The sequence below is a fragment of the Pedobacter sp. UYP30 genome, assembly GCF_040547165.1.
Lineage (GTDB): Bacteria > Bacteroidota > Bacteroidia > Sphingobacteriales > Sphingobacteriaceae > Pedobacter.
The window spans coordinates 154511-167635 of sequence record NZ_JBEPPD010000001.1 but is presented as its reverse complement, the minus strand read 5'-3'; the positions used below and the strand labels follow the sequence as shown (position 1 = coordinate 167635).

The following is a 13125-nucleotide window of genomic DNA, read 5'->3' as shown; positions in this document are numbered from 1 at the left end:
GATAAACTTTAGAACAGACAGACCTAAAAATTATATTTAGTACTAAATTAAAGTTTTAATCATTAAAGTTGGCCCGACACGAATTAGGGATTTTAAATATGGCAATTGTATTAATAGTGATAGCAGTATTATGTTTCATCGGGTATGTTTTACTTCATCAAAATGCTGATAAATCAGAAAGTCAATATAGTAATAGACCGTCAAGTATTTCCGATTCAAGTCGAGACTTGTTTACTAATCAGAAATATGCAATTGTTGGTTTGTTAGCCTACATTCAAGGTTCAACACCAAAGAGTGCTTACAATGAAGAAGCTAATAATATAGTTCAATCAACCATATTCTCTTTGGGTTTGTCGAGGCCTGAAGTCGAAAAATATCTAAAAGTCTCTATGAATAGAAACCCAGATGAGATAATTTTACAGATTGTAGACTCATTAAAAGAAATACGTGACCGACATTACCTTGAAAATCTTTACCAAAAATCTTTGCAAATAGCAAAAATTTCAGGAGATACTGATTGTATTGAAACTACAAATGAGATATTTAGGGAATTGGGATTTTAACGCTATAGTTCAAGGAAAAAAGTTAAATGAATATAAACACATCTACACATAACAGCAATTTTTTGCAAAAATGGCTGACGGTGGTTTAAGTTAATTCATCTTTATTTAATTAATTTAGTGCGGTACGACAATGGTTATGCAAGTAATGCCATTTCCACACAAATTAATCAATCGGTAACAGTAACTTTTGCGCAAAAAACGAAAAAAAACTGAGTTTAATACCAATTGTTGGTATATTTGATAAAAAAATTATGGCGCGAAATACATCAATATTATTAGGGGACTATTTTGAAAATTTCATCAAAGAACAAATTTCCACAGGAAAATATAGTTCTGTAAGTGAAGTTGTTAGAACTGCTTTAAGGGTTTTCGAGCAAGAAGAAACTAAAACAAAATCTCTAATTAATGAACTAAAAATTGGAGAAAAGAGCAGTAAAATCAGAAATTTCGACCGTAATAAAAATCTTGAAATGCTAAAAGCAAACTTTCAAAAATAACGTAAGCCTATATAATTAGTGAAAAGGCGTTAGAAGATATTAACAACATTTGGATTTATACGGCAGAAAATTGGTCAGTTGAGCAAGCAGATAGATATTATTACTTACTTTATGACGAGATTGATTATATCGTTAGAAATTTTGAGATGGCGCGTGACTTTGGAAAAATTCGGAAATCGTATAAATATTCAAAAGTGAAATCACATTTAATTTTCTTCAAAAAAGATAAAATGAACGAAATTGAAGTTGTTAGAGTTTTGCACGAAAGCATGGATATTGAAAACAGATTAGCGGAATAAATAAAAAAGTACGGTCAACAACCAATGCTTCGTTGGGCTCGCAGATCCTACAATGAGGCATCTGTTGAACAGCCTGTCCCGGGTTTTTCCTTCGGGAGAACCAATTGCATTTTTACACTCTATGGGCAATGTCATTAAGTTAAGCTATCTGGATGTCCGGTTGAGCTTCCCTAATGGTCGGGACAAGTAGTCGAAGTCCCCTCAACACAGGAAAACCTACAAAATGGTTGTCCTTCGACACGCTACCATTGACGTTATTTATAATCAATTAATTATAAGAAGATTATAATATTACCTGACTTCTACCATTCCTCCATCCAGCCTTGCCAAAAGCGACCTCCACTCTACCTAACGCTGTGCTAGCCGCACGGGCTTCAAACTTTTTTCTTGATAAAAAAGTTTACAAAAAATCAAGGCTGGCACCCCTTTGGGTAAAAATTCGCCAAGCTGTTCAATATCGATGCTTCGAGGCCTTTCCCTTGGCTTATTCCCGCGCAAGGCTGCGAATCCTCTTCGTAGCTGAAAAGTGTCCGGTTTCTGCAAGCAGCTTTAGGCGCTTTTTCCTCCAAACTGCTGCTAGGCCAATCCCACCGGGCTGGCTATAGCGAGCTTAAACAAAAACGTCATTTATATTGATTTATATGAAATATATTAAACCTCAGGATGACACCATTTTGTAGGTTTTTCCTTAACTTAATGATATTTTTCTATGGGTTTTCATAAAATAACTTGGTAGGTTTAAGGAGGATGATTGGCCCTCTTTTTTATGGAGAAAATAAATGTGGTTTTTAGCGTTTGACTGGGCGACAAATCAGGGCCGAGCGTACCGTGAACATTCCATGGATGTGGTTTTAAAAGGCGCTTACGACATGTTGTCGAAGATGAAAAATAGCGAGGAAGGCGGCGACGACCATTAATGCAAAAAAGCCAAGCGCAAAGAAATTTGGGCTTGGCTTTTTAATGAGACACTAATTATTTTCGAAGCGAAAAACTCAGCGTATTGTTAAAATACTAGGTTTCACTTGAAAACGAGGCTTATTCTTGAGTAAGGTTAAAACGTCCTAAATTCATAACTTTCGTCCATGCAGCACCGAAATCTTTAAGAAATTTTTCTTGAGCATCGTCACATGCGTACACTTCTGCAATGGCACGTAATTCTGAATTTGAGCCAAAAACCAAATCGATCCTGCTGCCATTCCATTTAGCTTCGCCGGTCTTCCGATCTTTTCCTTCAAAAACATTTTTTTGCTCAGATTTAGCTTTCCAAACCGTTTTTATGTCAAGTAGGTTTTTAAAGAAATCATTGGTTAAACTGTCTTTATTGGCGGTAAACACGCCCAAATCACCATGATCAAAATTGGCATTTAACATTCTAAGTCCACCAATTAGCACGGTCATTTCTGGTGCAGTTAAGGTTAACAGCTGCGCTTTATCTACCAGCATTTCTTCAGCAGAAGGTTTGTGGCGGGCATTAATATAATTTCTAAATCCATCGGCGGCAGGCTCTAACACAGCAAACGACATCACATCGGTTTGCGCTTGCGAAGCATCTGTTCTTCCGGGTGTAAAAGAAACTTTTAAATCATGTCCTGCGTTTTTAGCTGCTTTTTCAACAGCTGCGTTTCCACCTAGAACAATTAAATCGGCCATAGAGACCTTTTTGCCATCGGCCTGGAAAGCTTGTTGAACCGATGTTAGTTTTTCGAGCACTGTTTTAAGTTGGCTTGGATTGTTCACCTCCCAATCTTTTTGTGGTGCAAGGCGAATACGCCCGCCGTTTGAGCCACCTCTTTTATCAGAATCTCTGTAAGTCGATGCAGAGCCCCAAGCGGTCGTAACCAGTTCAGAAATGGAAAGTCCGGTGGAAAGAATTTTGGCTTTTAACGAATCTATATCCGCGTCATTAATCAGTTCGTAATCGACTGCTGGAACCGGATCTTGCCAAAGCAATTCTTCTGTAGGCACTTCTGGGCCAAGATAACGCTCAACAGGACCCATATCTCTATGAGTAAGTTTAAACCAAGCCTTGGCAAAACTTACTCTAAAGTATTCAGGATCTTCTAAAAACCTCCTAGAAATAGGCTCGTAAATCGGATCCATACGCAGCGCAAGATCTGCGGTAAGCATAAAAGGCGCATGTTTTTTAGCTGAATCATGTGCATCTGGAACCGTATCGGCTCCTGCACCATCCTTTGGTTTCCACTGATGTGCACCTGCTGGGCTTTTGGTTAACTCCCATTCGTATCCAAATAAATTCTCAAAATATCCATGGCTCCATTTGGCGGGTGTCGATGTCCAAGCACCTTCTAAACCGCTTGTAATGGTATAATCGGCGTTGCCTGTTCCAAAAGAATTTTTCCATCCCAAGCCTTGTTCCTCTAATCCAGCAGCAGCCGGCTCACGGCCAACATACTTAGTTGGATCGCCCGCGCCGTGTGTTTTGCCAAAAGTATGCCCGCCAGCAATAAGAGCAACAGTCTCCTCATCATTCATGGCCATCCTACCAAAAGTTTCCCTAATGTCTATGGCTGATCCAAGTGGATCTGGATTTCCATTAGGTCCTTCAGGGTTTACATAAATAAGTCCCATTTGAACTGCGGCTAGCGGATTTTCTAAAGTTCTATTTCCTTCATAACGCTTATCTCCGAGCCATTCTGTTTCAGAACCCCAATAAACATCTTGTTCTGGCTCCCAAACGTCTTCACGTCCTCCGCCAAAACCAAAGGTCTCAAAGCCCATAGATTCTAGCGCACAATTTCCCGTAAGTACCAGCAAATCTGCCCAAGATATTTTCTTTCCATATTTTTGTTTAATCGGCCATAAAAGTTGCCTTGCTTTGTCTAAATTGGCATTATCGGGCCAGCTATTTAATGGTGCAAAACGCTGAGAGCCAGAACTTGCTCCGCCCCTACCGTCGCTAATTCTATACGTACCAGCACTATGCCAAGCCATCCTAATGAAAAACGGGCCATAATGCCCATAATCTGCAGGCCACCATTCTTGCGAATTGGTCATTAAATGAAATAAATCTTGTTTTACCGCATTTAAATCCAAACTCTTAAATTCTTCAGCATAGTTAAAATGGTCGCCCATCGGGTTAGTCATTTCAGAATTTTGCCGAAGGATATTTAGCTTTAACTGGTTTGGCCACCAATCTCTGTTATTGGTTCCGCCGCCAGCGCCGCGTTGCAATGCACCTCCACTAAATGGACATTTGTTACCGTTCTCGGTATTCATGTCTCCAACCTTCGCATCATGCGCCGAGCTAGAATGGTTATTTGATTTTTCTTCCATGGTTAGAAATTTAAGTTTTGCGTGATGTGATTTACGGTATTTTTACCACGCTTTCTATTGGAAGATTTTATAGGCAAATAGATAAAAGCTATAATGATTATCAGCCAGCAATTGATTCAAACTTCTGGGATTGTTATTTCAATAAGTTAATTAGCTCCTGCTTCAAGTCAGTATCGTTGTTGCTAGTTTTAAAAATTCGAAAAACTTTCCTGAAGAATAATGAAAAGAAGGGTATAAGGCGCTAATTTATTAGGTTTTTGGCAAATTGCCAAGCTATATTTTGTTTGGCACTCAAAATTGCCAAATTGGTGGAATCCGCCAAGCAGCAGTTTGGAGGGAAAAATGCTAGAATCTGCTTGGAGAACCTAAGGAAGAGTTGGTCGCCTAAAACATATAGCTAAAAATACATAAACTTGCCATTGTTAGGCACGAAACAATATTTATGCACTGGTAAGATGAGATTGCTTCGGTAAAAAACCTCGCAACGATCTAAAAAATTTACAGAAACTGAAGATTTTGCCGTAACTGCATAGTTTCAACTAACAAATGCAATAATACAGCATCTATTTAAAAAGCTCTGGATAATGTTTATAAATCAGCGCCTTCTCATCTTCCTTTAATTCTTTAATGGGCACAGGTGTATCTTGCGGCCTTAAGCCTTTTTGGTTAATGCTGTTCATCAAACTCCAATCTTTTACAGGATGTTCTGGTGATGGATCAGCAGGTTCGGTTGCTGGCAAGTCATATCGCGTAAAATCAATTACCTTTTGTGGTGTGTTTTTATGCCAGTTTCTTAGCAATGCCAACCGAAAATCTTTATTCATAAACCAACGTATTTCCTCATTTCCCCAAGAACTTCCTATACCAAGTCCCTTTTCCTCAAAGCGGTAATTTATAGCATCGTTGTTTTTAAATTGTTTTCTCCACAGTTTGCCATACTCTCCAAACGTAACAAATTTTACATCTGGCCAACGTTTTAAGGTAGAGCCGACCCAGGTTTCCATGGCACGGTAGGCAAATGTATCGTCCCACCAACTGTTGTTTCTTTCTGGAATTTTCGCCAGCGCAGCTTCCCATATATTTGGAATCCAACCAAAACCATTCAGTTCAAAACCACGATCAAAATGAAGCGATTGGGTATGCATCACCGAAAGGTTGCCGATTTCAAGTCCCCAGTCTCCGTAAGTTTCTATGGGGCCTACACCGCGTCGACTTGAGGCGCCGTTGTATGGCGTGGTACCATGCACCGTTCCGCTTACCGTTGCATTTAAGAAATCTACACTCCAGCCATCAAGCGACACACAGTCTATAAAATCGCTTTTATCTTGTGCTGCCTTACAAAAATGCTCCGTCGACGGATAATAAGGATAGGATATAGAGCCGTCTGCGCCGCCCCCATCTACTTCATGCTGGCTCCAGATAACAGAATGCGCAACGTGAATGTCTTCTTTCTCTGCCAAATAGGCGAGATTATTTGCTGATAAAAATCCGCCCATAATACAATCCGGGCGATAACGTCTGCCAACCATATTAGCAATAATTTGTATGGCCTCGCTCATTTCGCGATTTATCCGTTCTCGGGGCAAATACATGGCTGGAAAATAGCCGGGAAAATAAGAAACCTCATCGCCATACTGATGCTGGCAATCGACCACATATTTACGAATGTCTACATAGTTTGCCCGCTTGTCTTCAAGCGCATTAAGGGTAAAGCCCCATGTTAACCTGCCGTTGGGATTATTTTTGGCAAAGGCATTTCTCATATTCCTAACCACTTCTAAGGTATGCGCAAACCCTTCATCTCTTTTCATCAGCTTCACATCTCGAGAAACCTCCCAAGGCGAAGTACGAATCATAATACAAAGCGTAACAAAACGATTGCCCCTCAGCGGCGTAACGTCGATAATGTCTTGCAAACTAAATAGATTTGCTGCTTTTAACAGTGGAGCACCTGATAATGCAGCCCCTGTAAGCAATGTTTCTTTGCAAAATTCTCTTCTATGCATAAGTTAAATATGTCTTTGGTTTTATAGGCTAAGACCTCTCAGGTATCTTAACTGATCTTTTCAGGTGGCTGTGGATACGAATTTAATAAATTAAATCGATTTAGTTATTTGTGTTTCATAATTTTTTTAAATTTGGAGCACATGAAAAGAGCCAGATTCCACAAATTGTTTATCCTATTATTAGCTACAGCATCTACAGTATTTGCACAAAGCAGCAAAGAACCTGTAGATTATGTTAATCCCTATATCGGTAATATCAGTCATTTATTGGTGCCTACCTACCCAACGGTGCATTTACCTAATAGCATGTTGAGGGTTTATCCCGAAAGAGAAAATTACACAGGCAACTTTTTAAACGGCTTGCCATTAATCGTAACCAGTCACCGCGGAAGATCGGCATTTAACCTAAGCCCTTATCAAGGACCTGTTGAGCAAATAAAAAGTGTAACTCAACTGAGCTATGACAACGAAGTAATCAAGCCATATTTTTACAGTGTGGATTTAGACGAATTGGATATTGCAGTTAAATACGCACCGTCTCACCAATCTGGAATTTATGAATTTGACTTCTTGAATCCTAAGAAAACTACCTACCTGATTGTAAACACAGGCAATGGAGAATTGACAAAAACAGACAATAGCATTAGCGGTTATCAGCAGCTAGATAATAATACGAAGGTTTACATTTACCTGGAGACTGATGTAAAACCAGTTACCATAGGCACAAAAAAAGGCAATTCTATAGATGCTGAAGAAAATACCACAAAAGGAGGCAACGCACATTATGTAGTACAATTTCCGGCCAACACCAAGAATGTAAAGTTGCGCTATGGTGTTTCTTTTATCAGTATTGCACAGGCCGAAAAGAATCTTAGACGAGAAATTAAAGATTACAATTTAGCTGCTGTAGAAAAACAAGGCAGAGCTGTTTGGAACCAAACCCTTGGTAAAATTTTAGTTAGTGGAACAGACGAGAATGCAAAGACGGTTTTTTACACCTCACTTTATCGTACCTACGAGCGCATGATTTCCATTTCTGAAGATGGCCATTATTTTAGCGCTTACGATGGTAAGATACATGACGATGGAGGAAAAACTTTTTATACAGATGATTGGATTTGGGATACTTATAGGGCGACGCACCCGCTTCGGACGATTATTGAGCCAGAAATGGAGAGCAACATGATCAACTCTTATGTTACCATGACCGAACAGATGCCGAAAGCTTGGATGCCAAATTTTCCGGAAGTAACTGGTGATAGTCGTCGAATGAACTCCAACCATGCGGTAGCTATGGTAGCCGATGCACAAAGCAAAGGCTTAAAAGGTTTCAATTTAGAAGAGGCTTATAAAGTTGCAAAAGCAGCAATTACAGAAAAAACCTTGACGCCATGGTCGTCTAAACCTGCCGGTGTGTTAGATAGATTTTTTAAAGATCACGGATATTTTCCATCATTAGCACCGGGAGAAAAAGAAACAGTTCCCGAAGTACACTCTTTTGAACGCCGCCAACCTATTGCAGTTACCTTAGGTACCGTGTATGATGAATGGTGCCTTTCTAAAATTGCAGGTGCCATTGGTAATAAAACTGATGCGAAGTATTTTTCAGAACGAAGTAAGGATTATCGCAAAGTATTCAATCCTACAACTAAGTTCTTTCACCCTAAAGATTCTTTAGGGAATTTTATGCCCAACCTAGATTATCGTTTCCCACCTGGTTTAGGCGCCAGAGATTCTTATGATGAAAACACAGGATACGTTTACCGTTTCGATGTACCACATAACATTGCCGACCTGATTAAATTGATAGGTGGAAACGAAGCTTTTGTAGGTGCGTTAGAAAATATGTTTAGCACACCGCTTGGTATGGGAAGGCCAGACTTTTATCACACCTATCCAGATCACAGCGGTAACGTGGGCCAATTTTCTATGGGCAACGAACCTGCAATGCACATCGCCTATTTGTACAATTACGCCGGGCAGCCTTGGCGCTCACAAAAAAGAGTTCGCAGTTTGCTTAAAGAATGGTTTAGAAACGATTTAATGGGTATTCCGGGCGATGAAGACGGCGGAGGATTAACGTCTTTTGTGGTATTCTCTGAGATTGGGTTTTACCCTGTAACTCCGGGCTTACCCATGTATGTAATTGGCAGTCCTGTTTTTGAAAAAGCAACCATCAAATTAGGGAACGGCAAAACCTTTACAGTAAGCTGCAAGAACTATGCGCCCGAACATAAATACATACAAAGCGCAAAATTAAACGGAAAAGTCTGGAATAAATCTTGGTTCAGTCATGATGAATTAATGAAAGGCGGAGTGTTGGAATTAACCATGGGCGAACGTCCGAATAAAGATTGGGCGACAGGAAAAGATGCCATTCCGCCATCGTTTGATATGCCATAAACCACTTAATAGAGATAATTTAAAAAAGAAGTGAATGTTATAATTACACTAATATTGCTTTAAAATTTAGTGTTCTAAAAAAAATAAAATGGTTTTATGAATCTTAAAAATTAAGCCCCAAATAATTGACAGTCTACATTATTTAATCGTATTTTTTTCGATTTCAAGTCTCGATCTCGTCGGCAACATGTAATCAAATTAATATTCGCGGGTAGTTTATAAAATTGAAGCAATCATAAATGATTATTTAGAAAAGATAATCATCTTTGCGGATCAAGCGCTTTATGAAAAAAAAATCAAACACTTTCCTCATTTTCGTACTGGGAATGTTGGCGGCTTTAGGGCCGTTTTCTATTGATATGTACCTACCGGGCTTTAAGGTTATTGCTCTAGGATTACATACTACGGTAAACGAGGTTGCCTTAACATTGTCTGGTTATTTTATTGGAATTTCTGTCGGGCAGCTATTGTACGGACCATTGCTTGATAAATTTGGGCGTAAAAAACCTTTGTATTTCGGAATCGCACTTTATCTGTTTGCATCTGCGGCTTGTTTTATGTCAGTAGACATCCATCAGTTAATTCTGTTTAGATTTATTCAGGCCGTTGGTAGTTGCGCTGCGGCAGTTGCAGCTATTGCACTGGTAAGAGATTTATTTGAACCCAATCAACGCCCTAAGGTATTCGCATCTTTAATGTTGGTTATAGCACTTTCGCCAATGCTGGCCCCAACCGCTGGCGGTTACCTAATTAGCGCTTTTGGCTGGCAGTCGGTTTTTATTTTTTTAAGCTTAATGGCCATCATAACATTAGCACTATCTTATTTTTTCATACCAGATATTTTTGTTCCCGACCCTTCCTATTCTTTAAAGCCAATACCAATCATCAAAAATTTTATAGCGGTAATTAACGAAAAACAATTTGCAATTTATGCAGGTTTAGGTGCCTTGGTATTTTCTGGATTATTTGTGTACGTGGCTTCTTCGCCAATTGTATTTATGGAGTTATACGGAGTTTCACAAACTGACTACGGTTGGATATTTGCAGGTTTATCCGTTATGTTTATTGGCTCTAGTCAGTTAAACAGTTTAATTTTAAGATGGTACGATAGCAAGAAAATCATCAACTATGCTATTGTATTACAAGTTTTGGCAAGCATAATCTTTTTGTTATTTGCTTTTGAAGGATGGCTTAATCTAAGCAACACCCTGGTTTTCTTAAGCCTCTACTTAATAGGCCTAGGTTTTATTAATCCAAACGCTGCTGCCTTGGCACTTGCCCCATTTGATAAAAATGCCGGTAGTGCATCTGCCTTAATGGGCGCGGTACAAATGGGTTTAGGAGCTTTGGCATCTATGGTGGTAAGCTCGTTTCCAAGCAGTTCTGTACTGCCAATGCCAATAATAATGACTACTGCAACCATTTTGGGTGCAATGATGTTATTTTTCACTGCTAGAAATACGGAGAAAGGCTAACTTTTCCACAGCAATAAAGAAAAGTTAAGCGAATACTAAATTACAAAAATATAATATTCATTTTTTGTAGATGATAAATTGTCGATTCTAAAACTTAAAATTCTCGCCTTTTATTTGTCGCAGAAAGAAACTTTATATATATTCTATTGTCTAGGCTACATCTAATCTCAAAAAGAACAATCAGAAAAAACTTCTACCATACCGTGTTTTAGGGCCTTGTTAAAATTGTGCTTCGGTAAGCTCGTGGTTTACCATTGCACCTACAAGGTTTCCATTAGCAACTGCATTGGCGACCGAGCGCATCATTGTCGAATTATCTCCACAGGCATAAACACCTTCTAAAGTTGTTTTTTGAAATCCATCCACAGAAATATATCCTTGATCTGTTAATTCACAACCTAACGAAAAAGGAATCTTGGAATGTTGTGTGAAAGGAAGAGCTGCATAGATTCCTTCAAAATCTATCGTATTTCCGTCCCTAAAAATTACATTTTCTACATATCCGTTATGATGTTTTATTTCAGTAATTTCGGATTCAATAATTTTTATATTGTGATTCCTTAGCTTCAGTACTTGCTCGGGCTTAAAATCTGCTTTTCCAGAAGTTAAAATTGTAATGTCATTGGTAAGGTTACTGACTAACGATGCAAGATGAAAAGCACGTTCCCCATTTGCCATAATCCCTGTTTTTCGATTGCGCAACTCATACCCATGGCAGTAAGGGCAATGTACCATTGAGATTCCCCAACATTCTGCAAAACCTTTTATATCAGGCATTATATCTTTTATTCCTGTAGCGAAAATTAATTTTTTAGCAAAAAATTCTTTTCCTGATTTACTTTTAATTGAAAAACCATTTTCCTCTCTTTTACCGCTCACAGCAATATCTTCAAGAAAATTTACAGTACCGTAATTCAAAACCTGCGCCTTGGATTTTGCTGTTATCTCACTTGGCTTTTCGCCATCTTGTGTAATAAAATTATGAGAATAAGGTGTTTGTCTATTGCAAGATAAGCCGCTGTCAATAATTAAAACGTTTCGCAGTGAACGGCCTAATGCCATTGCCGCAGAAAGTCCGGCATAACTGCCGCCAATTATAATCACATCAAAATTTTTGTTTTTCATCCTTTTTCAGGAATTAATGCTTCAATTTCTATCTCAATCATCATCTCTGGAAGACCCAATTCCTTTACTCCTATCCAACTGCCTGTTGGAAAATGGTTTTTGTAGATTTCGTGACGGAATGCAGCGTTCTTTTGCAATTCTTTCATATTAGTGGTAAATAGGTTTTCAACCATTACGTCGTCAAAGGTACAGTGGTAATGATTTAAAATTGTACCCAAATCAACATAGATGTTCTTCATTTGTTGTAGAAGATTACCTTTCCCTAGTGTTTTCCCATCTTCATCTATACTTACCGTACCCGATATTTTAACCGTATTTCCAATCCGAACAGCTTGAGAAAAACCATACATTTTTTCTAGTTTTGGATGTAGCAGAAAATAGTCTGGCTTTTCTGATGGCAAAATCCCCGACTCGGCTTGATCTTTAGTTTCGACCACGCTATCTGCTTTTTGGTTGCAACTGGTCGATGCCACAAAAAGTGCAGCAAGAAACAGCAGTTTTAATGTTGTCAATCTCATTTTTGTTTTCATAAAGTCTATCTTGATTTATATTTTGTCTCAAAATTGAGACATTCTTAGCCAAATTTTTTTAAGGTGCGATTGCCTTCATATAGGAAGTCCAAGCCAATTCCTTGATCTCCTTATCGCTTTTGCTCGTAGTTTCTTGGGCATTTACCGTACTCTGAACAATACCCGAATGTAAAATCTGTATCCATTCCGTTGACATATCGGTATTGACTTTCCCATTTTGCTGTAGCTCGACTATAATATGGTTAAAGTGACGATAGATGTAATCGTAGTCTGCACAGTTTTTGTTCTGGTTGTTATGATTATGCTCTTTTCTTTGGTGCAGTTTATAAAAAAAAGAATATTTGGCACCACAATCAATACCGGCGTATAGCATACTTTCTAGCTGTGTAAGTGCATGATCACTGCTTTGAATGGCAGCTATCATTGCTTTCTTGCAACTTACTTCCATCGCTCTTTCACAAACAGTTACGAGTTCGTTACGGTCTTTGAAGTATCGATGCAACGTTCTTCGCGTCACATCGGCATTGTCTGCTATCTTTTGGAGTGGTGCGGACAGGTCGTCATTGAAGACCTTGATAGCTGATTCTATAATGCGTTCTTTTGTTGCTGGTATCATAAGATTAAGCAAAGTTATAAATATTTCTCAAATTTGAGACATACAATGATAAAACCTTTGAATTTCTTTCCATTAACGCAAATTCCTCGCTTTGCATAATAAGTTTAATCCTGTACCAAACCGTAAAACTGACACAAACAATCATGGTCCTTTCAGTACCGATTTTATCGAGATGAATTATGGCTGATGCTTCCAGATACTTATGTAAAAAACAAGTGCAACATTCGGTTGGTATGGGTTCTTATGCACTAGATTCCCACAATACGCAACGCTACGTAACCCAGAGGGATTTGTTCAGAATGAAGGTAGCATTGGTG

The 13125-nt window shown here is 38.7% G+C and carries 10 protein-coding genes; 5 read left to right on the top strand and 5 right to left on the bottom strand.

The genetic code is table 11. From position 1 onward, the window contains the following. Positions 1–98 precede the first annotated feature (98 nt). The 3 genes from ABIB40_RS00815 to ABIB40_RS00805 all read left to right on the top strand — a co-directional run bounded on the left by ABIB40_RS00815 (position 99) and on the right by ABIB40_RS00805 (position 1359). Entirely contained in the window at positions 99–563 is a 465-nt protein-coding gene (locus ABIB40_RS00815) for a hypothetical protein (RefSeq protein ID WP_354354972.1), read from the top strand. A gap of 251 nt (positions 564–814) precedes the next feature. Beyond that, positions 815–1060 (top strand): type II toxin-antitoxin system ParD family antitoxin, encoded by a 246-nt coding sequence (locus ABIB40_RS00810; protein ID WP_354354970.1) that lies wholly within the window; start codon positions 815–817, stop codon positions 1058–1060. Positions 1061–1071: 11 nt separating this feature from the next. Beyond that, entirely contained in the window at positions 1072–1359 is a 288-nt protein-coding gene (locus ABIB40_RS00805; protein WP_354355504.1) for a type II toxin-antitoxin system RelE/ParE family toxin, read from the top strand. Positions 1360–2394: 1035 nt separating this feature from the next. Here the strand turns inward: ABIB40_RS00805 and katG are convergent. Together katG and ABIB40_RS00795 are read right to left on the bottom strand one after the other, a co-directional pair. Continuing rightward, on the bottom strand, positions 2395–4596 hold the full coding sequence (gene katG / locus ABIB40_RS00800) for a catalase/peroxidase HPI (protein ID WP_354355502.1): 2202 nt from the start codon (positions 4594–4596) through the stop codon (positions 2395–2397). A 620-nt stretch (positions 4597–5216) separates the two neighbouring features. After that, the gene (locus tag ABIB40_RS00795) at positions 5217–6659 is read right to left on the bottom strand and encodes a DUF3863 domain-containing protein (RefSeq protein WP_354354968.1); all 1443 of its coding nucleotides are present in this window, start codon (positions 6657–6659) and stop codon (positions 5217–5219) included. A gap of 141 nt (positions 6660–6800) precedes the next feature. Between ABIB40_RS00795 and ABIB40_RS00790 the strand changes: the two genes are divergently transcribed. Both ABIB40_RS00790 and ABIB40_RS00785 read left to right on the top strand, forming a co-directional pair. Further along, on the top strand, positions 6801–9062 hold the full coding sequence (locus ABIB40_RS00790) for a GH92 family glycosyl hydrolase (protein WP_354354966.1): 2262 nt from the start codon (positions 6801–6803) through the stop codon (positions 9060–9062). A 284-nt stretch (positions 9063–9346) separates the two neighbouring features. Beyond that, positions 9347–10537, top strand: coding sequence for a multidrug effflux MFS transporter (locus tag ABIB40_RS00785; RefSeq protein WP_354354964.1), 1191 nt, complete (start codon positions 9347–9349; stop codon positions 10535–10537). A gap of 219 nt (positions 10538–10756) precedes the next feature. Here the strand turns inward: ABIB40_RS00785 and ABIB40_RS00780 are convergent, their stop codons facing one another. The 3 genes from ABIB40_RS00780 to ABIB40_RS00770 are packed head-to-tail and all read right to left on the bottom strand — an operon-like array spanning position 10757 to position 12808. After that, positions 10757–11662 carry an NAD(P)/FAD-dependent oxidoreductase gene (locus tag ABIB40_RS00780; protein ID WP_354354962.1) on the bottom strand — a complete coding sequence of 302 codons (906 nt, stop codon included), beginning with the start codon at positions 11660–11662 and terminating at the stop codon, positions 10757–10759. Continuing rightward, on the bottom strand, positions 11659–12192 hold the full coding sequence (locus tag ABIB40_RS00775) for a RidA family protein (RefSeq protein ID WP_354354960.1): 534 nt from the start codon (positions 12190–12192) through the stop codon (positions 11659–11661). The genes ABIB40_RS00780 and ABIB40_RS00775 overlap by 4 nt, the downstream gene beginning before the upstream one ends. A 58-nt stretch (positions 12193–12250) precedes the next feature. After that, positions 12251–12808, bottom strand: coding sequence for a TetR/AcrR family transcriptional regulator (locus tag ABIB40_RS00770; protein WP_354354958.1), 558 nt, complete (start codon positions 12806–12808; stop codon positions 12251–12253). Between the last annotated feature and the right edge of the window lie 317 nt (positions 12809–13125).